Genomic DNA, 21,096 nt, shown 5'->3' with positions numbered 1-21,096 from the left:
TCCTGTCTGAGTTTGAGGGTAAGGTATTTTCTGTTTTTGATTTTTCTTCATCCGTCCAGTGACCTGCTCGGGCCGAGTCAATCAGTAATTGAATGTCAACGCCTTTTCTGCTTTGCCATTATCTTCAGGAAAATAGCGAGTGAAATTGATTTCATCTAAATTAATCGAAAATTTCTCTGTGAATCCCTCTAGTAAATCATAGGCATCTAACGGGTTCATTCGAAAATCTTCATTAAGATCGGTATTATGTTTGAGCGGATACGCTTAAAGGTAAATATGCTTCGACCATTGTAAGTCTCAACAAGATCGAGTACTGATTTTTCTGTCTCGTCCATTATCGTAGTCTGCTCTTCTTTCTGGCAATCTTATTTTATTTGAATGTTATCTCATAGCTAATCTTGTAAGCGTACAACTTAGATTGCTCATTCATTATAAGGACCTTACATCCTGATTATTTACTTTGAGCAAGTCAATATGGTAAGTCCCGATTCACTGAACATCATATTACAGATAAATATTGAAACTTCATGGTGTTTTGAAAATCGCCATGAAAAAGATTATACGGTTGAGGTTAAACCCACTTACTGTATCTTACATAAAGATAAGCAACGATACCGACCCAGGCAACCACAAACCCCATTGGGTAAAATGGAACGAATCGCACAATAAAATAAGCACCAACAACACTGACTATAATCGGTACAAGATAGAAAAAAGATTGCAGTAACCATACAATAAAAAGCTTCATTTACTCACAACTCCATCAAAGCCTCAGCTATTTTATCAAACTTGTAATGGCCACATTAAAAACTTCACAATAGCAAAATTTAGCTTTTTTTCATTTACCACACATATAATTAACTCAATATTTCACGTACAAATTTACCCCTCCGGATCAATTCCCCTTGCCTTTAACGCCTCTCTCGCCAGATTCTTCAGCCAGCTTGCCAGACTAATTCCTTCTTCAGCTGCAACCGCATCGAGCTGTTTTTTCAAGGCGGATCAATGCGCATTTGAAATTGTGGGGACTTGCCTCCACCTTTTGGTTTTTTTTCACGCATTATAATTGACATGTACTGACCTATTCCCTCATTTTAATCCTTTAAAAGACCACACTAACATGAGGCCTTTTATGAGAGCAACGCCCCGGCAGTGATGCAACACATACCGGAGCGTCTGACCACAACGTTCACTCTAAAGGAAACAACGCTATGGCTAATACCAATAGTAACACAACCACTCATTATGAAATCGTGGACATTCAACCAGTTATCGAACCGGCAGTATCAACCCTTTTGAAAACGCCGCTTGGCACCACGCACGATCTGTTTCAGGTGATGGATACGTGCGTGCGTTATGTGGATGCCCTGATTGAATGTCACGATATCGCCGCTCGTATGGCACTGTGCGGCCGTTTGCTGGCTGCACTGGAAGTATTGAAAGTTCTGTTAGACCAGCCACTGCCAGAACACCTGATTAAACGCCTCACGCTGGAGAAAGGTAATGACAAAGCCTGTCGCAGCGGTTGTTCGATAGATTCGGAAGAGATGCGCAATATTGCAGCGCATTGACGTTAGTGTTGCTGAATCAGCCGGCTTCTACAGACTTGCAGAAACACATCACCGGCTTGTTATTCCAGATGATTAACATCATGACTGATGACTTAACCGCGCCGCGTTTTGTGCAAACAGCGTCGGGGCTGGTGATGATCGATAGCAAATTTACAGATAGCGTTCATTAATTCCGACCCTTTCCCTTCTTCCCTTTGGAAGAAGGGAATTCGCATACCGAATTCAAATCCCAGCGCGGACTTACTCTTAGTACCAAAATACTTTATCACCCCTGCGTTTTCTTCTGCCGAAAATCGCCACGCTTTTTCTCTCTTCACCGGAAGCCTGTTTTGCCTGACTCATATCAGTGAAATCTTTTTATTCCGTACAGTAATTGCCAGTGTCCCCAAGGGCCCCGCCCTCACCACGTACAGTTATTAACAGAACTCCAGAGGCCGCTGTCGCGCCCTTGAACGTCAACGGCTCGCTGGCCTTCAGCCTGATCTCCCAGCGATCCCATCCAGGCCGCAGCCATAAAAAAACCCGCTTTCGCGGGTTGGGCTTACAGCAGCTGCGGTGACGGGTTATTGCTGCCTTTCGCCATCACCGGCACGGTATTAATCTGCGCCGGTTCGACGATAATCCCGGATACGCTCTCCAGGGTTTTAAAGGTACAACTGCAGTTAATGTTCTGGCACTGGTGATAACGTTCTTTCGTCTCTTTCGAAACGTAACGGCTGCTTTTCGTATGGGCGGCGGTCTGACATTTTGGGCAATGCATCATAGTTGTTCTCCTCTCTGGCATACAATCACATTAGCCAAAGACTAAACAAAAAGCAACAATAATTAGACTTAACCTAACCAGCTTGATTTTCTACTAAGATGTAGTCCACGTTTTCAGTCATCAGCTCCAGGTTCAACTGGGTGGTAAAGCCACTTTTATCGAGGGTATGCACGATATTGGTAATCAGCCATTTTTGATTATCGATGACCGATTTAAAACCTTGAGCTTTGACCGGCGTTTCAGGAATCAACTCCGCAGCACCCAGCGCCAGTAGGATCTTCAGCGTAGCCCGGTTGCGTTGCAGTTCCTGCCACTTTGCCTTAGCCGCCTCCTCTGCTTCCTCCTGGCTACTGAAGTGCGTATTCAGTACATACAGCTTCTTATTGCTGCCAAAAACATAGGTTTTTCCCGGTCTTGTTGCCCGATTGTGGGGATATTTTTGGCCGCGGATGGACAGGGTTCACCGCCGGTGTTGCTGGCGGTATCGTGTTGACGGTTACCCCTTTCTGCTGCGCCTTTTTCTGATCGTACCATTTTGCTTCTACGCCACTGTAATCGTCGCGCTTAAACAATTTGTACTCATACTTATCGCCATCCTGTCGGTTCAGATTCAGGAGTGAAATCGGCTTTCCGCTCACGGTCACGCCCTGCCCGGGGCAAAGAACTGCAGCATTTCTTTTTTAATTGTCGCCACCGCGCCAACCAGCATAGCCAGACGAGTAATAAATGTGCGTCCGTTTCCTGCGTTTGATCGAGATGCTTAATCTTTTTCTTAGCTATCTCCTGCGAAACTTTCCACTTGAGGTTGTTACGTTTCGCGATTTTCTCCACGGCCTCGCCAACCGTCATGTCTGGATATGAATCAGTGATTTTAACATCGAGAGTGCCACTAAAATCGGCGCTTCGGGCGACCACCGTTATCGTGTCCGGCGCGCCCTGGTAGGTGACCTCATCAATGAGGTAGATGCCTTTATTTGCAAGCGGCTGTCCTTTCCAGCCAATCTCCAGGGCGATTTTTGCGCCAAAAGGCGGCATGACCAACTGGCCGTCGCTGTCGTCCAGCGTCAGCTCCAGTTGATCGGCCTGCAAGCCACGGTTATCCGTTAACTTCAGAGAAATCAGCCGTGGGCGAATATCTTCCGTTTTATCCTTCGTCTCAATTTTGATATTGAAGTCCGGCGTCGGCGCAACGCGCAGAGGCACCGGAATCGGGGCGATATCGCTCATCTCAGCGCCCTCCGCTCAGCGCAGAGGTAACGCTGTTGATGACAGAACCCACCCGTTGCGCTGCGTCACTGGCCCGGTTTTGCAGTTCTTCCGCCTGCCTTTTTAAGTCGCCGAACATGCTGGTCAATGAAGCGTCTACCCGCAACAGGTTGAGGGTAAAACCTATCTTGCGCGCGCTGCCGTCGCTGTAGAATTCGGTATGCGTGGCCGAGAAATCTGTGACGACAAACATGCCGTAAATAATGCCATTGCCGCCAATCAGCGGCCACGCCAGGCCTTCATCGGCCATCGCCTTCAGTGCCAGCAGCGTGACATTGCCGCCGGTGATTTCAGGCCGGAGCTCGCCAGACAGGGTGATTTTATCGTCACCGGCACCCAAAAACTGGGTCGACTCACGTCGCCCCACGCGACTGTTTTTCGCCCAGCGATAGCCCACGTCATGCTTCAGATTGTCGAAGGGAAGGGTTTGCCGTACAAACGGCATCATGCCTAATATCATCATCATGGTGAATTAATCCCGGCTAAACATGGAGTTATAGCTGCTATCAGCCGTGGACCACGGCGATGCCGTGGAATACTGTGCAACGGCCTGTCCGATCGCCTGGGGTCGCCTGTCGCATAGATGTTGTTGGTTACGGTGTGCTGACGGTTATCCACGTTTGAATTGTTAACCGAAGGCAAAGGCTGACTGAGCGTGCTGTTAAGGCTGGCGCGCGATGCGGCCGGACGGGCATCCGCGTTATCCTCATCCTCGTCGTCCTGCTCGCGCATTTTGGGCGGTGGCAGCTTGTCTTTCACCTTGTCAGATTTCTCATCGATGATGCCAAGTTTGCCCAGCACCCAGTCAATGCCGCCCCGCAGTTGGTTAAGGGCTTCACCAGGCAATTTCAGCGCTGTCGCCAGCATGTTGCCGAAGCGCTGCCCCATCTCCCCTGCTGAAGCCAGCTCCTGCTGAGAAAACTTCACGGGTTCCAGCAGCTTCGAGAACCATGCGCCCAGCTCAGACACTTTGTTACTGAACCAGTCAAATACCGGCTTCAGCGGCGCGAACGCGTCGCTTATCGGCCCCATCGCCGCGCTGAAACCTTCAGCAACGCCGCTGATAAAAGTGCTAATCGGTTCCCAGTACTGGTAAACCAACATGGCACCCGCCGCGATAGCCGCGCCAAGCAAGACCACCGGTAGCGTAATCGCCCCCAGCGTGGCCGTAATCGCGCCACCGATGATGGCAAACGCGCTGCCCAGCAGCTCCACACCCGCCATGATAGTACTCAGCCCGCTAATGACGGGCCAGGCAATGTTCCCCACGCTGGCCAGGGAATCCACCAACGTCAGCCCACCGGCCGCCAGCGTCAGCAGGCTGTCCGAGAGCTGAGGATTGATATTCATGACGCCGGTCAGGACGGACTGTACGGACAAGCCATCCTGAGTGATAGCCTGCAGGCTGGTATCAACCGACGCGTCTGCGGCTGGCGGCTGGGCAGCGGGCGCCTGAGACAGCTGATCCAGTCGGCCACTGGCTGCGCCCTTCATCAGCACTGCGGCAGGGGCCGCGCCCTGTTCACCAAAAATGGCCTGCAGATAAGCGGCTTGTTGGGCTGCGTCGAGTTTATTTTTCTCAAACGCCGCCTGTACCTGACCGAGCACCGCGAAAATGGGCTGGTTGTTGCCCTGTTCGTCAGCGGTTTGCACATTCAACGCTTTCAGTGCGCTGTCTGCGCTGGCGTCCGGTGCCTGAACATGTGTCAACATGGCGCTGACGCCAGCACCGGCCTGGCTGCCCGTCATGCCGTTTTCCGCCAGCACGCCCATCATGGCCGCGGTCTGACCGACGCTTACACCGGCGTCCTTCGCGGCTGGCCCTACAGCGACCATCGCCGTCTTAAGCGCGGTAAAATCGGTGGTTTTATTGGCAAAGGTCGATGAGAGCACGTCGCCTAACTGACCAACCTGGTCATCTGCAATGCCGAACGCGTTTTTAATATTGAGCACCAAAGACGCGCTTTCTTGCATGCTACGTTGCGTCGCGTTTGCAAGGTTAGCCACTGCCGGTGCTGCAGCTTTTGCCTCTCCCGATGAGCCACCCGATTGCGTAATCGCCGCGCGGGCTTGCACAACCTCATTTGCAGGTGACAGGTAATCAATGACTTTTCGGCCCTTTTCAACAAAGTCTTTGGCCTTCGAACTGGCACTTTGCACGTTATCTGCCAGCGCCATGCCGGCACGGTAGCGATCGCGTATGCGGTTGAGCTTGTCCTGACGTTGATTCAGCCGATCCATGGACTGACCCTGCGCATTGAGGGTGGATGTCGTCTGCTCGGCTTGTTGATTCAGCTTCCGGCGCTCACTGCTCAACCGGCGCGTGGAAATCCCGGCGTCATTCAGCGCCTGGCGTTGCTCCTGTACCGACTGACGCAGCTGAATATTTTTTTGCTGCAGCGCGTTAGCCGACTGACGCAGCTTATCCAGCGCCTGCGTTTGTTCCGCGGTGGGGTTTTGGGTGTTTTTAAGTTGAATGGCGAGTGCTGCCGCTTCTGCCCGGGTATTTTTGAGATTTTGTTGGGTCAGCGTCAGTTCTTTGCGCGTCGCACGGAACCCTTCAATCTGCGCGGATTTAGCGTTGAGCGCATCCAGGTGGTCCTGCGTTTCCTGGATATCCGCAGACAGTTTTTCTGTTTCTTTACGCACGGCACTGAACGGGCGCGTCGCCCGATCAACCGCTTCCAGCAGCACTTGCAGCTTGAGCGTGTTACTCATCTGAGGTTACTCCACTGCGGATCATCACTCTATGCCGCCAGTCGAGTAACTCTTCCAGCGACATGGGATACATTTCTGAGGGGGGCCAGTGAAAAACGCTGGCAATATCGGCCATCAGATCATTGACCGTCATATCGCGGGGCCAGCTTACGTGGCCGATTTCGCTGACAAAAAACCAATCACCTTGCCGCCCAGGGCAATCAGGTCAACCGGGTCCAGCGCATTGCATTCCGCTTTGGTCAGCGAAGGCATCGTGATACGGGGCAGCACCATCAACAGCGCATCCACATCGGACGAGGCCAGCTCGGCCAGTCGTACACCGCGCAGTGCGCCGGCGTTCGGTTTGACCAGCTCGATCTGGGCGATCACTACATCACCGCGTGAAATCGGGCTTTCCAGCACCACCAGGTTGTCTTTCTGTTCCGGCTTATCCAGCTGTTCCATTTTTTCTCCATCTCAATCAAGAGGGACCAGCGCAGAACGCGCTGGCCTTTGTTATTACACCAGGCCGAGATTTTTACGGCGCTGTTCCAGACGATCGACGCCGTTGACCTTCTCCACCATGTTGACGGTGTCGATTTCAATCAGCTCTTTGCCATTCCAGGTCAGTTTGAAATAGGTATTTTTGCTGGTGACTTTGGTTTCGGCGTTTTCACCCTGCTTGGCTTCACCGAAGTCAAACGCCTGGTGCTTACCGCGCACTTCGATTTCAACGGCAATCTCTTCGCCGGTGTCATCGCGCTGATAAGAACCGGTAAAACGTAACGGAACGTTGGCCGTTGCGCCCCACTGGCTGAGTACCAGCTCATCCATACCGCCCAGCGTCCACTCCATATCGAGCGCCGCATCGTCCAGGCCGTTATCGATAAACGCGGCGCCGTTCATGCCGCCTGCGCGATAGGTATCCAGCTTGCGTGACAGCTTCGGCAACGTAACGGCGGTTACAATGCCCTGATAGCTGTTTGAATCATTGAAGAGGTTTAACCCCTTGAGTTTACGTGGCAGTGCCATTTATCCGGCTCCTTAGCTGTTTACGGATGCGGCGAAGTTCGCCAGATAGGTATCAGTGATGCGCTGACGCAGCGTCAGATCTTCCAGCGGGGGCACCGGCGTGTAGTCGTAATCGATAAACAGTTTGCCCGCCTTCAGGCTCTCTTTATCGTTCGCGCTTTCGTCGTACCAGCAGTTCGCACCCAGCAGATAACCAGCGCTGACCAGTTCACGGAACTTCGCATTGATGCCGGCGATGATTTCGCGTACCAGTACTGGCGTCAGCGGTTTATCGTTGGCCCACATGTGCGCTTCCGCCATGGTATCGGCCAGCACCTGCGCTGAACGGGTGTAGTTCTCAAACGCGAAAAGCGGATCGTCGCTACAGGTACGGTTGCCCCAGAAACGGAAGCCGTCTTTACGGATCAGCGTGGTGACGCACTTCTCATTCAGCAGATCGGCATCGGTGCCAGTCTGTTGCAGATCCCAGAAAACGTCTGCAGAGATGCCGGTTACGCCATTGACGCCCACGTTGGACAGGGTTTTATGCCAGCCCGTATCGTTGTCAATTTTGGCGCGCAGGCCCAGCGCACGTGCGGTGGCATAAGCCATTTCAGATTTGCTGGTCGCGGTATTCCAGGCAATAAAGTCTGGCCAGATGACCATCAGCTCACGCTGGCTGAAGTTTTCGCGGTACTTCATGGCATCAGAGATGGTTTTGCTGTTCCAGGCGGACACGTAAGCAAAGCCACGCAGCTGCTGTGCAATGCTGGCCAGCGCGGTCGCCACTTCCAGCGAATCCAGCCCTGGCACGCCCAGAATACGTGGCTTAACACCCAGCTGAGTTTGCGCGCTGAGCAGCGCCTTCATGCCGGTGTATTTACCGTTCGCGTCTGTCGAGCCAATCAGGTTAGAGGTGGTTTCCGCCTGACTCGCGCCTTCTGCTACGCGAACCACGACAGTTACCGGCTTCGCCTGGTCAGCAATCGCCTGCAGCGCGGCCGCCAGGGTGCCCTGGGTACCGGCTTTGCCGATGGCCGCCTGCACGTTGGTCAGCAGAACAGGTGTGTTAAGAGGGAACGCCGTTGCATCAGCATCTTCTGCGGTGCAGATCATGCCAACAATGGCGGTTGAAACAGTCGAGATGGTGCGTGTGCCGTCATTAATTTCGACGACGCGGACACCGTGATGAAAATCAGACATCTGTAGCACTCCGTGTTGAGGGTGTGCTCAGAGTGTCAGGTCAGCAGAAAGGATGCATGCGATTGCGGTTTGCTGGCGCGTGGCTAAACAGCGGCGTGTATTTATAAGGTGACGGGACGGTCAAAAGCCCTGCTCCAGAGCCGAATCTCAACGTTTTGACGCAATCCCTCCAGCCAGAATGGATCCTGTTTCAGCAGGGCTTCCACGGCTTCTTTAGAGGCGGCGTCCACAATCCATAACGCGCCATCCGGATGGGCCGTGGCATGCTCTCTGGGGGAGCCCGCAATCAGTACGCTCGATTTCGCGCACTCAAGCCACTGCAGGTGGGCTTCCATATGGGTTTTGCGAATATTGGCGCGGTCGGCACGATCGTAAAAGCGCACGGTAAATAACATCGCTTACTCCTGTTAGTTACTATTGTGATCGGTGGATTTAGCGGCGTTGGCAGGAAGATAGCGATACAGCGTTTTGACAGAGATATCCAGCACCAGCGCCACCTGGTAACGCGTGGCACCGTTCATCAGCATCCTGTTTGCGCGCTCCACGACGTCCGGCGTCATAATGCGCCGTCGGCCGCCGATGCGCCCTTTTTCACGCGCAGCGGTGAGCCCTGCTCGTGTGCGTTCAACGATTAATTCGCGTTCCATCTCCGCCAGCGCACCCATCACGTGAAAGAAAAAACGCCCCATCGGCGTGCTGGTGTCGATGCTGTCTGTCAGGCTACGGAAATTGACTCCGCGTTCACGCAGCTCCTCAGTGAGCATGACCAAGTGGCGCATATTGCGGCCAAGCCGATCCAGCTTCCACACTACGAGCGTATCGCCTTCTTTTAACATCCGCAGCGCCCGCTTTAAACCAGGCCGCTCGCTGGTCTTACCGCTGATTTTATCCTCAAAAATCTGTTCACAATTTGCACTCTGCAAGGCATTCCGTTGTAAATCGGTATTTTGGTCATTTGTTGACACCCTGACATAGCCAATCAGCATCGTTTTTCCTCTGGTAAAAAGTGAGGAGTTTGCCATTGCGCAGGTTACAGGGACCAGGCGTTTGTTTCGCGGAAACCTCGGTTTGGGCGAAGGCTCTGCTTTGCCGGTTGGTGTACCGGTTCCCTGGCCGTCGGAAAATCCGCCAACCGGGTGGTTGAAGTGTAATGGTGCTGCTTTTAGTGCCACCACATATCCGCTTCTGGCAAAAGTGTACCCGTCGCTTAAATTGCCCGATCTACGTGGAGAGTTTATTCGTGGCTGGGATGATGGAAGAAATGTCGATAATGGAAGAACTATCTTCTCTGCACAAGGAGATGAAATTCGTTCGCATAACCACAGATTTGTTAACGAATACGGAACCCCAACCCCGAATTTTATTGCATTTACTGATCAAAATAGCGAGTCAATGGAAATAATGGGACAAGCTGGTAATCGTTGTCATACATATATATTCATGGAAAACACTGGTGGAGCAGAGACACGACCACGCAACATTGCATTTAACTATATTTTGAGGGCTGCATAATGTTAAGAGCTCAGTTGGATAAAAATCTCATAGCTATTAACTCTGGGGAAGTTAGTGTTTATAATTATGACGGTATTTCACGTGAATATCTTTCAACTATCACTGAAACTCTTGCTAAAGGAGTAGGACTTCCTGCTAATTCATGTGTCGATGCTCCCTTAGAAAAAAAAGAAGGCATGAAGGTTTGCAGAACTAAAGACCTTTCTGCATGGGAGTATATTAGCGATCATCGTGGTGAAACTGTCTACAACACTGAAACAGGAAAATCATTTATTATAACTGAACTGGGTGATAACCCAACCAATACAACTTCAAAAGTTCCAGCTTCAGAGTACTGTAAATGGGATGGTGAAAACTGGGTCGAGGATTTATCGCTTAAACATGAAGCAGATAAAGAAATCGCGGAAAAACATCGAGAAGATATTTTAAACAATATCGATAAGACAATCTCCGATTGGAAGATTGAACTTTTGCTTGGTGACATTAGCGATAATGACAAAGCAAAACTATCAGACTGGATGGCATACAAGTCTGCAGTGAAAGCCGTCGATGTATCGACGGCACCTGAAGTTAACTGGCCGCAAAAACCGGAATAATTAAAGTTTTTCTCAAGAATGACAGATAGCGAGGGTCGCTATCTGTTAACTCAGCCTGAGTTAGGAGAATTTTTCACTTTTTGGACAGGGTAAAAACAGAAACCAACTTGTCCTTTAGGCCATTTAACACATTAGAATATAATAATTATTTTCCATTAAAATATTCTTCGGGTAGATTAATTTCAGTATCAAGTCACCGTCATCTTAAAAAAATGAATAATTTATCTTTCTAGAGTGAACGTGGTCAGAATTATTTTACACTAAAAAGTCAGCCGCTTTATTCTACGGAAAGATGTTCAACTAAAACTAAACTACCTGCAAATTGCAGAGGCATAAATATCCTTGCCTCTGTAATTCTTTCGATGTCAATTTCGAGCCGGGAAGGATAAAGTGAAATGTTGCAGGAGCCGTCGATACATCGACGGCTTTTACTGGATTATCATATGCTATACAAGGTAATAGTTTTGATTTTTCATTACCGCTAATATCACAAAGGAAAGTTTCAATCTTTCAGTGTAATATAATGTCTTTAGTATTGTCCAATAACGCATCCTCAATGCTTGTCGACATTTAACATACAGGGGTTATACTTTTTTTAGCCACTCACTCAGCTTTCGCCATCTCTTAAAAAGAACTCTGGAAAAGGATTTATATAACTTATTACTTAGCTCTCACTATATAATTGAATGCTACGTTACGTGGTCTGATAGATATACCTTTCGATATTCCAGATTTTATAGTGGTAATAATGGTTGAATTCATACCATTGTCTGAAATCGCGCCTTCATAATTATTGGGGTTAGTTCCATCTGGCATTTTAAAGTCAGATTGCTGCATATCAAATAAGGAATCTTCATTTTTGAATCCTAGCCCGACTACACCATTAGCGCCCGTTGCGTCCTGATTATAGTAATCGAGCATCGCTGTTCTGAGGGTCGTAGACTGCTGCGATGTTAAGATCCCTCTTCCATTATCGATACCACGACCACCATCCCAGCCACGAATAAATTCCCCACGTAAATCTGGTAATTTAAGTGATGGATACGCTTTCGCCAGAAGCGGGTAATCAGCTGCGCTAAAAGTATCACCATTACAGGTCAACCAGCCTGATGGCGGTACTTCAGATGGCCAGGGAACCGGTACACCAACCGGCAAAGCAGAGCCTTCGCCCAAACCGAGGTTTTTGAGAACCTCCGCCACCAGCCCTGCATCTTTAATCTCTGCCAGTGCTTTAGCCGTTTGCAAATACTGGCTATGAGGGTTTGCCGCATCGACATGCTTTTTCATCACATCGTCGGTATAGGCTTTCACTTCGATGACTTTGTCATCCACATACTGGCGCGTGGCCAGCACCACCGAAGGATCAATCTTTAATGTGACGGCACTAGTGCTGTTCACGATCAGAATCATGCGCACGGTCTGGGTACGGCCGCTGCCTTCCTGAAGTTGTGGCTTGTAAGTTTCAGCGCAGTTTGCCACCGCAACCATAACGCCATCGGCGTCATACAGGCCAATTTCGCGGATCCAGAAGCCACCTTCGCCTTCAGGGATAATCTGCTCAGCAATAATCTGGCTGGTGTTCGCGGCATCCACCTTCAGTGAATTCAGCGCGGCGCGTCGCTTTTCGCCGATCAGTTTGGTCTGTGCAGGATCGGGCGTGGGCAAAGTGCCGCCGCCATCCCCCACCGCCATTTGGGTGATTTGCAGTTGGGTACCCAAGGCCGCGGCATTGGCCAGCTTAGCCGCGCCCTGATTGGTCAGTATGGCAAAATATTTCGTTGTCATGCTCTCACTTCCGTCAGGTCAATAAGATGGACCGCTGCGCCGGTGTAACCGGAACCGCCTGCGGTGATAACTTCAGGTGTATAGGGATAAACGGTAAGCTCATCGCCACTGTAACTGGCGGCCGCAACAGGAACGGTGCCGGTGCTGTCCAGATTGATGGATAACCCGTCAGGTGACGACTGACCGGTTTGGCATCGGCAATTAATCGCTCCAGCTCGTTGTACATGGCCTCGGTGATACCGGTTTCCAGCACGCCCACGTCCAGGCGGAACGTGCCCGGCGCTTCGTTGGTGTCCCACCATTCCTTAAAGCGGATCAGATAGCCAAGCGGCTCGACCACACGGCGCAGCGATCCAATCGTTCCTTGTGCTTATGGATGTATTCCGATGCGGCAACCACGCTGCGCTTGGTGCTTTCGCTCCAGCCTGAATCCCAACGGTCCACTGACCAGGCCCAGGCCAGATAAGGCAGCAGCTCAACCGGGCAGGTCTGGGCATTCCACAACATGCGCATCGGCGCAGGGATGGTTTCCAGCGTTGCGCAGGCTTCCGCCGCCACTACCTCCAGCGTCGATGAGCCCGTTGGCAGCAGGCGTTTACTCATCAGAACCTCCTACCGTGATCTGATAACCGGTGCAGAACGCCGCCTGGGTTTTATCCAGCACCACATCCGCAGTCGGCTGCGCCAGTTCGACGCGCTGTACGCCTTCGACGTGCAGGGCAGCGTAAAGCGCAGACTTACGGATATCGCGGCCCAGACGTGCCTGGGTGTTCACGAATGCCTGCAGTTTTGCTTCTGAGGCGGCACGAATAGGTTCGGCTTCCGGTCCGGGATAGAGGTACAGCGTTGCCTCGACGCGATAATCCACAATCTGAGCCGACTGAACCGTGACGCGGTCGGCGACCGGCCTTACATCTTCATCGTTCAGGGCGGCATCCACGATTGCCAGCAGATCGTTATCCGCCACGCCGTTGCCCTCACGTGACAGAATAGTGATGGTGACGCTGGCAGGAGACGGACTGATGGCGGAAGCATCGGCGACGCGTCCGTCGGCACTGCGCGCGTGAAACTCATAGGCACCCGATGGCCCTGCCACACTCAGCCCCTCGAAGGCGGCAGCAATGCGGGCACGAAAATCTTCGTCGCGCTCCATTACGGCTTCAACAGGCGGCGTGGCGGTGGGATCTGCAGGGGTCAGTACCAGCCGCGTCACGCCGTTATTCGCGCCCAGTTGATCCAGATCGCCGCCGTTGGCCCAGGCAACCATCACCGCCTTTGCCGCCTCGTTAACGCGCTGGCGCAGGATAACTTCCCGGTACGCGTTCTCCTGCAGGAGCTTCACCAGCGGATCCGACTCCAGCGCCAGTACGCGGGCAACCGACGCCTGCTGGTCGGCAGGATAGAGCGAAATCAATGTCGCCTTGCGTTCCGCAAGCAGCGTTTCATAGTCCAGCGTTTCCACCACATTTGGCGCAGGCAACTGGCTCAGGTCGATAGTAGGCATGATTCAACTCACAGGGACGGTTAACGAAAAATCCTGCGCGGTATCCGCACGGTTGCCGGTGATTTCCACCACCATCCCGCCGTCAAACGCAGACTCAAAATTGATGCCGGTCAGGCTGATGCGCGGCTCCCACTGCAGCAGCGCCATATAACAGGCCGACATGATTTGCAGACGCAGCGTATCGTTTTGCGGCTGGTCAATCAGCGCCGACAGTAGCGAGCCATAATCACGGCGCATTACCCGCGCCCGAGTGGCGTGGTCAAAATGTCGCGCACGGATTGTCGGATGTGATCCAGCTCTTCCAGCGTCGTCCCCGTTTCGCGGCTCATACCGCTATAGCGTGCTGTTGTCATAATGGCGCTCCTGTTGTCCCACCGCTGTCGCCCGGATGTTGATGCGTATGCAGCACTTTGCCATTGGAGGCGAAACTGCCGCCGCTGTGCGATACGTCGCCCTTCATCGTGCCGCCCTGGGTGACTTCCAGCGTGGCGGTTTTGAGCAACGTTGTGCACTCCACCTCGGGCGTATCCAGCAGGATTTTAACGGTCGCCTTGAGAGTGGCAGTCTGGATCCCCTCCGCTTTCAGCGCGCCGGTCTGGGGCTCATATTCAATTACCGCCCATCGGGAAAGGAGCAGTGCAGCGCATCCGCAGAGGCCGATGGCGCCGGACTGGCATCCGAAAACACACCGGGCAAAACAAAGCCGCTGTTCAGCTCGCCGCCCAGGCTCATGATCAACACCTGCTCGCCAACCGAAGGGGCATTCCAGGTACGGGTGCGTCCCGCCCGGGCTGTCAGCCAGTGCAGCCAGTCAGTGGTGTTATCACCGGTCTTTACACGGCAGGTGCCCGCCTCCAGATTGACGTCGGAGACAGTACCGATGCGGACCATATTGCGCAGCAAGCGCTTGATTTCTAATATTTGCTCGTTCATGGCAGTAGTTTCACGTTGCAGGAGAAAAGCAGCAATCGAATGCCGTTTACTCAGAAATGACTAAACAGCGCCTCAGCAACAGCGGCAGTGGCTATGCCTTCCATTCGCTGACCAGCTTGCCTTTGATATACAACTGCCAGGGCCGCGCATCGTTTTCTGGCAGCGCAGGTTCCGGCAGATGCGTGATGTGTAATCCGCCCTCCTGCTGCTCAACCCAGACACGTTCGGTCAGCTGGAGCGTGACCGTCACGGTGTGCTTTCCCTCGCCCGTGGCATCGAGCGTGAAGGTAAAGCCGGTGCGGCGTTTTTCCTCCGACACCATGATGTCGGGCTGGTTTTCCCGCAGCCAGGCCAGCACGGGCACCATGATCAGATCAATATCGTCGGCATACTGAGTAATGACGACAGCCAGCTGAAAGTGGTATTCAAACGACAGCGAGCTGGCGAGGGTGGAGACCAGACTGCCGGACTGAATATCGATGGTCAGGTTGTCAGGATTTTGCTGTAGCAGCGGAACGCTGTTTATCAGCACCTGACGGAGTTGGGTTGCTTTCAACATCATGCTGCTCCTGGCACGCTTTAATCATCTCTACCTGCAACCCGCACGATGCGAGCGCAGCCTCTAACTGGCGGTTATCTGCCGCCAAATCACCCTGCGTTTGCAGGTGGTTCTCCGGGATGGGGCAACTGGTCACGCGTGGACAGCCAGTCCAGATAATCTCGGGCATTGCTGAAGGCGGGACGGCTGTGCAGCCGGATAACGTCAGCAGGCAAAGCAGTCGCACTCCAGGCACGTAAAGCGGGATTCGCATCGGTTTCTCTTCTGATTGTCGTTTCGCGGTTCAGCGCCTGAGCGCTGGCCTGGTTTTGCTGTAGCCGCAGTTCGGCCTCACGTTTTCGGCTGGCCTGACTGTCCCGGTTGAGTTGATCGATGGCCTTCTCCCGGTTGCTCAGGTCGGCGGCCAGCGCCGCGGCCTTGTGCTGTGCCTTGTCCAGCCGCGCCTCGATGACGCTGAGACGCCAGCCGCCGGCCCCCAGTGCTGCAAGTAACGTCACGATCGCAAACACCATCAGTCGCATCATCCAGCCCCCTTCAGGCACCAGGCCATTTCACGCTGGCGACGGTTATCCAGCCCGGCGTTATACGTCCCTTTGACATAGACCCAGCGTCTGAGCTGCAGGCAGGCATCGCGCCAGCGGCCACGGTTAATGAAGCCCGCCAGCGTGGAGTTACAGGCGGCATGTACGCCGACGTTAAAGCCAAAGGACACCACCGCGTCGTAGACCTCGGAGGGCATGTCACGTGTCATGCACTGATCAATGCCGCGCTCAACGCGCATGACGTCATAAACCAGGTTGACTGCCGCCTGGCGCTCGTTCACCACGCTGGCAGGCGTAACGCCCTGCGTATGGCCAATGCCATTAGTCCAGACGCCGGCGCTGCACTGATAAGGTGACGTGCGGCACCCTTCGGCATCAGCAATCAGCCTGAGTCCGGCTTCGGAGGTTTTTAGCATCTTGATTTGCGGTAACAGTGCGGCCATGGCCAGCACGGCGACGACGGCACATCGCTTAGCGATCTGGCTCAAAATTCAGCCCCTTAACGTTGCGCTGCTGCAGCTCGTAGGTTTTGCGGCGGTAATACCAGTTGATAAAAAAGGTTGCGACATTGATGCACATCGTTAACACAGCAACGCCAGAGCCCACCATAAAAGCGATATCCTGTGGTGTGTGACGTCCAAACCACATCAGGACAATCCCGATGAGGTAATTAATCAGAGAACTGATTTTTTCCATTGGCACTAATCCCACAGATTGAGCGTCTCACCAGTAGCCGCTTGGGGCAGATCTGGTAAGACCACTTTGCATCCGTGCGGTAAGGTTGGGCCTTTTTCTGCCAGGCCAGGATTGGCGGCATAAACCTGTTCAACCGCCTGCTGCGTGCGTCCGTAATAACGCCAGCAAATCTCATCAACCGTTTCTTCCTGTCGTGCATAAATCAGCATTGATTGGCCCCTTATGAGCATAAAAACCATGGTTGGCTGGGCGAAATGTTGTCGGTAGCCTGCATTACCGGCACCGCATCGCCAGGCCATATCTCCTGTCGCAAAAGCAGGTTTCATAAAGCTCAGGCCATGCGGTAAACAGGGGGCATGTGCTCAGCGCGGCCTGCGTTGCCAGCGCGCGACAGGAGTAGTGTCTGCTTCAGCAGCGCATTGCTCAACGCGGGAGCGCCCGCTCAACAGTGAGCGGGCAAAGGCAGTAAAAATGGGATGAATCCGGCTAAAAAAACGGCAGGAAGGAAGAAAAGCGCGCGTTTTAACGATGAGGTTCAACGACCGGAAGAGGCAATAAAACGGGAAAGGAAGGTGCGTGTTTTAGCCGTGATGATCCGCAGGCGGAAGAGGCAGCGAAACGGGAAAGAAAAGTGCGTGTTTTAACGATGAGCGTCTGCGGCCGGATGAAGCAGTGAAACGGGAAAGGAACGTGACAACTGCCTGGCGTTTTTTGTGGCCTGACATGACAGAAAGGAACGCTAAAGACCGATCGAAGTGAAGGTCTGTTTGCCCGGACCGCTGCCCGCGCCTGAACCCACATCATCCTTTGGGTGGGCTCAGGCGACGGACAACTCGCTGACGTTACAGTGAGAACGCCGGCATCATGGTTTTTTTAAAGGCGTAGCCGAAAAGACAACGGAAAATCGGTTATCGGAAAGGGTGTAGTTAGCTGCGAGTTCAGCAATCAAATTTAACGCAATTTCCCTGTCTCGTTCGCCGCAGGCCCCTTCACTGGTGAGCCTGGCGATAAGCTCAACGCGCTCAAGCATAACTCGCTCATGTAATTCATTTCCCACAATTCCCTCCCCCAAAATAAACACTGTACATACATACAGTATCATAGCATTGATTAACTGTGGAAGCGTTTTAAGATAGTTGGTAAAAAATTATATCATGTTGATAGGCATCAACTTTTATTAACCTTCCCTTAAGACAAACCTGCGGCACTGACCTGCAGAAGCGTAAGAAAAATCAATAGATTTTTACTGTTTATAGTTTAAAAATCTGGCCTTTTAACCCACCTGTTTTCGTCCGGATCAGGCCAGGCCTGCCTGTCACGATAACGCGGCGGCACCGTCAACGCTGTCCGGCTGTCCGGCTTAAAAACCGTGCCGGAGAATGCGACAGACTGGGTTGTGTGTGGGCACTGAAAAGGCTTCTGACCTGTACCGTTCCCGAACCCGACTTTATTCCGCGCCTCCGCAGATAATGTCCCGCTATCAGAAAGAAGATATGTCTGAGACGTACAGTTATTAACAGAACTCCAAGACCGCAACGCCGGCTGCGGTTTTTGGCCGCCCTCTTCTTCAGCGCGTTTAGGCACAACTTTCCATGTTTTCAGCCGGGTCAACACGGGCGCACCGGGCCCTGTCGCCGTGGCATAAACGCCTTTAATCGACTGCGTTTCCTCGCCAAAGGCATTACAATTTTCGTCGGGCTGATACCAGACACGCACGGTAAGTGCGTCACGTTTAACGAAGGGGCCGCCCTGGGCATCGGTGTACGCAGCCCATTGACCGGCATCAGCCGCAGCATGTACGGCAGCAAACGCCTCGCCCGCACCATGAGCGCTTTGCAGATCAGCCAGGCGGCGCAGTTCGCGATAAACCGTGACGGGTGCACCGCCAATAAACTGAAACTGGCGGATACGCCAGCGGGCCGCCCAGGCCGAGACGGCCATCGCCGTTTCCTTCAGCGGCTTTCCGCTTTCATGATCCCGCTCGCCTTCGAGCGCATAGCCATCAATGTTTTTTGCTACGTATTTAGCGATATAGCCTGTCGCGCTGCCTTTTGCTGGATCAATGGCTTCCGCATGAAAACGCGCTTTGCGTGCGCGGGCGCTGTTCAGCTCATCGTTGTCCTGCTGGCAGGCATAATCACGCAGGATCTCACTTACCCGACTGACGTCCTCAGGGCGCATAAACATCAGCATGTGCCAGTGCGGTGTACCATCGTGATGAGGCTCAGCAACGCGCAGACCAAAAATACTGATGTTATTTCGATGCAGTTTGGCACGGACTCGCTGCCAGAGCGTGCAAAGATAGCGCTGCGTGTCCGCCGGGCTGGCCCCGTTCCATTTCGCATTGCGGTGGCCCGTTTGCAAGGTGGCGTGATAGCGAGACGGGGCGGTTAAAGTATAAAACTCCGCCCGGAAGCCCATATTTTGACAAAGGGTTTCAAAGCCACGAATGCGTGTCATGAGTTCCGCACGACGAATGGCTGGATTGGCCACACTGCCGTCATATTTTTCGATCAGGCTGATGCGGTTCCCCTCCTCATCTTCCAGATCCATACTCTGCAGGAAGTCACGAGTGCGTCGACGCTGTTCCCTCCATTCCGCGACCGCCATCGGGCTGGCATAAGGTGACCGCTTTTTGCTGACGTTGGCTAAGGCAATATGCAGATGTTCTCGCCAGAAGGCGCTGAGACGACGCAACTGTCCTTTCCACCATTTCTCTGCCTGCATACGCAGGATGGCGGCGGTAACCTCGTCGGGACAGAAGAAGCGAGTACTGACCGTTTCCCAGAGCGGTGGCGTTTGTCCCAGTTCACGGGTGATGATAGCCGCGGTTGTGTAGAGGTGATGGACATAACGGTAATCCGTCCTCTCACTGATGCTGGCATGCAACTGCACCAGTTCTGCATGAATAAAGCTGGCAATATCGCCCGCGAGTAAATCAACATCAGCACGGGACATATCCGGCAGGCGGTTAAACCGCTTCATCAGTTCCCACAATGTGCCGGCCGCTCTGGCTGCACCTTGCGGGCACAACAGCGTTCGGGACAGTTGCGCCACGATGCCGGGACGCATGGCATGCAACTGGTAGCGCTGGTTGACTGACTCAACACGCGGTAATGTACGCTCAACAAAGGTTTTTGCTAAGTACGCATTAGCCCGGGCTGTGCCCTGTTGCTTTTCAAGTAACGCCATGCGACGCCGGACGTCCAGTTGCACCATCCTGGCCTGGGCGTTAAGGGTTTTCTGCCCATGCAGCCACGCCGCAATCAGGCGATCGCGGTGTTGCTGCTGGTCATAAGTGGGATACGGGCTGGCAATCGCCAGCCGGGGGGCATCCCAGGGGTAAGCAAAAGTCATCATCGCGCCTGTCCGTGGTGAAGACGTGTGCGTAACTCGCAGACTTCCTGACAGGACAGGCAGCGGGTGACACCCTGAACGGCGCGACGGCGCGCCTCGGGAATCAGTGCATCACACTCTTCACAAAACGAAGCGCTGATTGCCACGGGCCGTTGCGTGACCTGGGCAATATTGTGCGCCAGGATTTCTTCGCTGCGCTGCTGCGCGACATCAATGGTATCGGCCATCAGCGCAGCGCTCCTGATTCGTTTTCATAACGTTCAGCTTCGTTGCGCAGCAGTTCCGCAGCCTCAATGCCGTTTAATGTCTGACGCGTAATATGCGCCGCCATAACATTCAGCCGTCTGGCGACCGCCAGTGCGCAGGCTTTTCTTTCGTTATCAAGCAGTTTATTGAGGGTAAAGGTTGTGGCGTCATTCAGTGAATGGGTTTCGCTGTTCATCATTTCTCTCCAGATTTTGGGCAAAGTCATGCCCGACGGGTTTACGTCATTGCGTTACGATTAGGTGGTTTATTCAGGCAAAAAGCAGTCCGCCGTTGAGAACTGTCGCGGCAATATCTTTCCCAGCGCGCCAGCTTGTTCATCGCCATGATGATGCGTTCACGACGTAACTGATCGAAACACTCGAAAGGTTTGCCAATATCTTCCTGCCTGAAACTGCCGGGCCAGTCACGATTGACCAGCGTTAAAACACAGAATTTGAAATCGTTATTTTGATGATTGAAGTACCGCAGCGCAGGGTTACGGTTGCGGTCGCGCAGCAAGCGCCAGCGCTGACGAAATTCATCAAAGGTCATCTTTTCGCTGCTGCCGTTGTCAAAACGCGCTTCGGCATGCGAAGCGGATAGCGGGCTTTTTATCTGGACGGTGCGGCTCATTGTTTTCCTCCGATAAAGTTTGCATCGGGTTTGACTGACCAGTCGCCACCGTCACTGACATCATGGTGTCTGTACCTGATGACGGATTCGCGCCTGTCTCATCGCTGGCTTTTGTTAAGCATTAAGCGAAACGGTAAGACAACTGGCCTCGGTGTCAGCACGACAAGGCGTTAAACCACTTTCACTCACATCTTGCGTGCAATCGCGGCGCTTACCGACACA

The 21,096-nt window shown here is 52.9% G+C and carries 26 protein-coding genes and 6 pseudogenes; 3 read left to right on the top strand and 29 right to left on the bottom strand.

Annotated features, from left to right (window positions below):
* Positions 1-49 precede the first annotated feature (49 nt).
* Together C1N58_RS20595 and C1N58_RS20590 are read right to left on the bottom strand one after the other, a co-directional pair.
* Positions 50-335, bottom strand: a pseudogene (locus C1N58_RS20595) (DUF1493 family protein); the annotation flags it as partial.
* 547 nt (positions 336-882) lie between these two features.
* Positions 883-1,073 (bottom strand): annotated as a pseudogene (locus tag C1N58_RS20590) (toxin-antitoxin system HicB family antitoxin).
* 138 nt (positions 1,074-1,211) lie between these two features.
* Here C1N58_RS20590 and C1N58_RS20585 point away from each other — a divergent pair.
* The gene (locus C1N58_RS20585; RefSeq protein WP_394564460.1) at positions 1,212-1,571 is read left to right on the top strand and encodes a hypothetical protein; all 360 of its coding nucleotides are present in this window, start codon (positions 1,212-1,214) and stop codon (positions 1,569-1,571) included.
* Between the two features lie 541 nt (positions 1,572-2,112).
* On the opposite strand, the gene C1N58_RS20580 is transcribed toward C1N58_RS20585, so the two are convergent.
* The 11 genes from C1N58_RS20580 to C1N58_RS20530 all read right to left on the bottom strand — a co-directional run bounded on the left by C1N58_RS20580 (position 2,113) and on the right by C1N58_RS20530 (position 9,497).
* The gene (locus C1N58_RS20580; protein ID WP_033739904.1) at positions 2,113-2,334 is read right to left on the bottom strand and encodes an ogr/Delta-like zinc finger family protein; all 222 of its coding nucleotides are present in this window, start codon (positions 2,332-2,334) and stop codon (positions 2,113-2,115) included.
* Between the two features lie 73 nt (positions 2,335-2,407).
* Positions 2,408-2,584, bottom strand: a complete 177-nt coding sequence (locus C1N58_RS20575; protein WP_394564459.1) for a hypothetical protein — start codon at positions 2,582-2,584, stop codon at positions 2,408-2,410.
* Positions 2,585-2,919: 335 nt separating this feature from the next.
* Complete coding sequence (locus C1N58_RS20570; protein WP_394564458.1) at positions 2,920-3,561, bottom strand: hypothetical protein; 642 nt, start codon at positions 3,559-3,561, stop codon at positions 2,920-2,922.
* A gap of 1 nt (position 3,562) precedes the next feature.
* Positions 3,563-4,066, bottom strand: coding sequence for a phage tail protein (locus C1N58_RS20565; RefSeq protein ID WP_394564457.1), 504 nt, complete (start codon positions 4,064-4,066; stop codon positions 3,563-3,565).
* Positions 4,063-6,318, bottom strand: a complete 2,256-nt coding sequence (locus tag C1N58_RS20560; protein WP_394564456.1) for a phage tail tape measure protein — start codon at positions 6,316-6,318, stop codon at positions 4,063-4,065. Before C1N58_RS20560 ends, C1N58_RS20565 begins: the two co-directional genes overlap by 4 nt.
* Positions 6,311-6,433: a GpE family phage tail protein gene (locus C1N58_RS20555; RefSeq protein WP_013027268.1), complete on the bottom strand. Its 123-nt coding sequence runs from the start codon at positions 6,431-6,433 to the stop codon at positions 6,311-6,313. Before C1N58_RS20555 ends, C1N58_RS20560 begins: the two co-directional genes overlap by 8 nt.
* A 32-nt stretch (positions 6,434-6,465) precedes the next feature.
* Positions 6,466-6,762, bottom strand: coding sequence for a phage tail assembly protein (locus C1N58_RS20550; RefSeq protein ID WP_375097014.1), 297 nt, complete (start codon positions 6,760-6,762; stop codon positions 6,466-6,468).
* A gap of 54 nt (positions 6,763-6,816) precedes the next feature.
* Positions 6,817-7,329 carry a phage major tail tube protein gene (locus C1N58_RS20545; protein ID WP_033739911.1) on the bottom strand — a complete coding sequence of 171 codons (513 nt, stop codon included), beginning with the start codon at positions 7,327-7,329 and terminating at the stop codon, positions 6,817-6,819.
* Between the two features lie 12 nt (positions 7,330-7,341).
* Entirely contained in the window at positions 7,342-8,511 is a 1,170-nt protein-coding gene (locus C1N58_RS20540) for a phage tail sheath protein (RefSeq protein WP_039341968.1), read from the bottom strand.
* 101 nt (positions 8,512-8,612) lie between these two features.
* Positions 8,613-8,906 (bottom strand): YciI family protein, encoded by a 294-nt coding sequence (locus C1N58_RS20535; protein ID WP_394564455.1) that lies wholly within the window; start codon positions 8,904-8,906, stop codon positions 8,613-8,615.
* A gap of 12 nt (positions 8,907-8,918) precedes the next feature.
* Complete coding sequence (locus C1N58_RS20530; protein ID WP_394564454.1) at positions 8,919-9,497, bottom strand: recombinase family protein; 579 nt, start codon at positions 9,495-9,497, stop codon at positions 8,919-8,921.
* Positions 9,498-9,567: 70 nt separating this feature from the next.
* Here C1N58_RS20530 and C1N58_RS20525 point away from each other — a divergent pair.
* Positions 9,568-9,811, top strand: a pseudogene (locus C1N58_RS20525) (phage tail protein); the annotation flags it as partial.
* A gap of 211 nt (positions 9,812-10,022) precedes the next feature.
* Entirely contained in the window at positions 10,023-10,619 is a 597-nt protein-coding gene (locus C1N58_RS20520) for a tail fiber assembly protein (RefSeq protein WP_394550966.1), read from the top strand.
* Between the two features lie 660 nt (positions 10,620-11,279).
* Here C1N58_RS20520 and C1N58_RS20515 read toward each other — a convergent pair.
* The 16 genes and pseudogenes from C1N58_RS20515 to C1N58_RS20440 all read right to left on the bottom strand — a co-directional run bounded on the left by C1N58_RS20515 (position 11,280) and on the right by C1N58_RS20440 (position 20,874).
* On the bottom strand, positions 11,280-12,404 hold the full coding sequence (locus C1N58_RS20515; protein ID WP_394564453.1) for a phage tail protein: 1,125 nt from the start codon (positions 12,402-12,404) through the stop codon (positions 11,280-11,282).
* Positions 12,401-13,007, bottom strand: a pseudogene (locus C1N58_RS20510) (phage tail protein I). Before C1N58_RS20510 ends, C1N58_RS20515 begins: the two are co-directional and overlap by 4 nt.
* Positions 13,000-13,908, bottom strand: coding sequence for a baseplate assembly protein (locus C1N58_RS20505; protein ID WP_394564452.1), 909 nt, complete (start codon positions 13,906-13,908; stop codon positions 13,000-13,002). The pseudogene C1N58_RS20510 and the gene C1N58_RS20505 overlap by 8 nt, the downstream one beginning before the upstream one ends.
* A gap of 3 nt (positions 13,909-13,911) precedes the next feature.
* Positions 13,912-14,261 (bottom strand): annotated as a pseudogene (locus C1N58_RS20500) (GPW/gp25 family protein).
* A pseudogene (locus C1N58_RS20495) lies at positions 14,258-14,841 on the bottom strand (phage baseplate assembly protein V). The pseudogenes C1N58_RS20500 and C1N58_RS20495 overlap by 4 nt, the downstream one beginning before the upstream one ends.
* 91 nt (positions 14,842-14,932) lie before the next feature.
* Positions 14,933-15,403: a phage tail protein gene (locus C1N58_RS20490; protein WP_080752832.1), complete on the bottom strand. Its 471-nt coding sequence runs from the start codon at positions 15,401-15,403 to the stop codon at positions 14,933-14,935.
* On the bottom strand, positions 15,333-15,608 hold the full coding sequence (gene lysC, locus C1N58_RS20485; RefSeq protein WP_226374753.1) for an Rz1-like lysis system protein LysC: 276 nt from the start codon (positions 15,606-15,608) through the stop codon (positions 15,333-15,335). Before lysC ends, C1N58_RS20490 begins: the two co-directional genes overlap by 71 nt.
* On the bottom strand, positions 15,490-15,924 hold the full coding sequence (lysB, locus tag C1N58_RS20480; RefSeq protein WP_033739927.1) for an Rz-like lysis system protein LysB: 435 nt from the start codon (positions 15,922-15,924) through the stop codon (positions 15,490-15,492). The genes lysC and lysB overlap by 119 nt, the downstream gene beginning before the upstream one ends.
* Positions 15,921-16,430, bottom strand: a complete 510-nt coding sequence (locus tag C1N58_RS20475; RefSeq protein ID WP_394564451.1) for a lysozyme — start codon at positions 16,428-16,430, stop codon at positions 15,921-15,923. The genes lysB and C1N58_RS20475 overlap by 4 nt, the downstream gene beginning before the upstream one ends.
* Positions 16,414-16,638, bottom strand: a complete 225-nt coding sequence (locus C1N58_RS20470; RefSeq protein ID WP_033739930.1) for an HP1 family phage holin — start codon at positions 16,636-16,638, stop codon at positions 16,414-16,416. The genes C1N58_RS20475 and C1N58_RS20470 overlap by 17 nt, the downstream gene beginning before the upstream one ends.
* 5 nt (positions 16,639-16,643) lie before the next feature.
* Positions 16,644-16,847: a tail protein X gene (locus C1N58_RS20465; protein ID WP_033739932.1), complete on the bottom strand. Its 204-nt coding sequence runs from the start codon at positions 16,845-16,847 to the stop codon at positions 16,644-16,646.
* A gap of 653 nt (positions 16,848-17,500) precedes the next feature.
* Positions 17,501-17,695, bottom strand: a complete 195-nt coding sequence (locus tag C1N58_RS20460; RefSeq protein WP_072021722.1) for a hypothetical protein — start codon at positions 17,693-17,695, stop codon at positions 17,501-17,503.
* Positions 17,696-17,895: 200 nt separating this feature from the next.
* On the bottom strand, positions 17,896-19,998 hold the full coding sequence (locus C1N58_RS20455) for a replication endonuclease (protein WP_394564450.1): 2,103 nt from the start codon (positions 19,996-19,998) through the stop codon (positions 17,896-17,898).
* Positions 19,995-20,222, bottom strand: a complete 228-nt coding sequence (locus C1N58_RS20450; RefSeq protein WP_394564449.1) for a TraR/DksA C4-type zinc finger protein — start codon at positions 20,220-20,222, stop codon at positions 19,995-19,997. Before C1N58_RS20450 ends, C1N58_RS20455 begins: the two co-directional genes overlap by 4 nt.
* On the bottom strand, positions 20,222-20,440 hold the full coding sequence (locus tag C1N58_RS20445; RefSeq protein ID WP_006118223.1) for a DUF2732 family protein: 219 nt from the start codon (positions 20,438-20,440) through the stop codon (positions 20,222-20,224). Before C1N58_RS20445 ends, C1N58_RS20450 begins: the two co-directional genes overlap by 1 nt.
* A 38-nt stretch (positions 20,441-20,478) precedes the next feature.
* Complete coding sequence (locus C1N58_RS20440; RefSeq protein ID WP_394564448.1) at positions 20,479-20,874, bottom strand: hypothetical protein; 396 nt, start codon at positions 20,872-20,874, stop codon at positions 20,479-20,481.
* Positions 20,875-21,096: the final 222 nt, after the last annotated feature.

It is taken from the genome of Pantoea sp. SGAir0180 (assembly GCF_043546245.1).
Note: the sequence above shows the minus strand (reverse complement) of the source record. Positions and strands in the feature narration are given on the sequence as shown.

Coding starts and splice junctions, on each gene's coding strand:
- C1N58_RS20585 (WP_394564460.1), top strand. CDS start 1,212: ATGGCTAATACCAATAGTAACACAACCACTCATTATGAAATCGTGGAC.
- C1N58_RS20580 (WP_033739904.1), bottom strand. CDS start 2,334: ATGATGCATTGCCCAAAATGTCAGACCGCCGCCCATACGAAAAGCAGC.
- C1N58_RS20570 (WP_394564458.1), bottom strand. CDS start 3,561: ATGAGCGATATCGCCCCGATTCCGGTGCCTCTGCGCGTTGCGCCGACG.
- C1N58_RS20565 (WP_394564457.1), bottom strand. CDS start 4,066: ATGATGATGATATTAGGCATGATGCCGTTTGTACGGCAAACCCTTCCC.
- C1N58_RS20560 (WP_394564456.1), bottom strand. CDS start 6,318: ATGAGTAACACGCTCAAGCTGCAAGTGCTGCTGGAAGCGGTTGATCGG.
- C1N58_RS20555 (WP_013027268.1), bottom strand. CDS start 6,433: ATGGCCGATATTGCCAGCGTTTTTCACTGGCCCCCCTCAGAAATGTAT.
- C1N58_RS20550 (WP_375097014.1), bottom strand. CDS start 6,762: ATGGAACAGCTGGATAAGCCGGAACAGAAAGACAACCTGGTGGTGCTG.
- C1N58_RS20545 (WP_033739911.1), bottom strand. CDS start 7,329: ATGGCACTGCCACGTAAACTCAAGGGGTTAAACCTCTTCAATGATTCA.
- C1N58_RS20540 (WP_039341968.1), bottom strand. CDS start 8,511: ATGTCTGATTTTCATCACGGTGTCCGCGTCGTCGAAATTAATGACGGC.
- C1N58_RS20535 (WP_394564455.1), bottom strand. CDS start 8,906: ATGTTATTTACCGTGCGCTTTTACGATCGTGCCGACCGCGCCAATATT.
- C1N58_RS20530 (WP_394564454.1), bottom strand. CDS start 9,497: ATGCTGATTGGCTATGTCAGGGTGTCAACAAATGACCAAAATACCGAT.
- C1N58_RS20520 (WP_394550966.1), top strand. CDS start 10,023: ATGTTAAGAGCTCAGTTGGATAAAAATCTCATAGCTATTAACTCTGGG.
- C1N58_RS20515 (WP_394564453.1), bottom strand. CDS start 12,404: ATGACAACGAAATATTTTGCCATACTGACCAATCAGGGCGCGGCTAAG.
- C1N58_RS20505 (WP_394564452.1), bottom strand. CDS start 13,908: ATGCCTACTATCGACCTGAGCCAGTTGCCTGCGCCAAATGTGGTGGAA.
- C1N58_RS20490 (WP_080752832.1), bottom strand. CDS start 15,403: ATGATGTTGAAAGCAACCCAACTCCGTCAGGTGCTGATAAACAGCGTT.
- lysB (WP_033739927.1), bottom strand. CDS start 15,924: ATGATGCGACTGATGGTGTTTGCGATCGTGACGTTACTTGCAGCACTG.
- C1N58_RS20470 (WP_033739930.1), bottom strand. CDS start 16,638: ATGGAAAAAATCAGTTCTCTGATTAATTACCTCATCGGGATTGTCCTG.
- C1N58_RS20465 (WP_033739932.1), bottom strand. CDS start 16,847: ATGCTGATTTATGCACGACAGGAAGAAACGGTTGATGAGATTTGCTGG.
- C1N58_RS20455 (WP_394564450.1), bottom strand. CDS start 19,998: ATGATGACTTTTGCTTACCCCTGGGATGCCCCCCGGCTGGCGATTGCC.
- C1N58_RS20450 (WP_394564449.1), bottom strand. CDS start 20,222: ATGGCCGATACCATTGATGTCGCGCAGCAGCGCAGCGAAGAAATCCTG.
- C1N58_RS20445 (WP_006118223.1), bottom strand. CDS start 20,440: ATGATGAACAGCGAAACCCATTCACTGAATGACGCCACAACCTTTACC.
- C1N58_RS20440 (WP_394564448.1), bottom strand. CDS start 20,874: ATGAGCCGCACCGTCCAGATAAAAAGCCCGCTATCCGCTTCGCATGCC.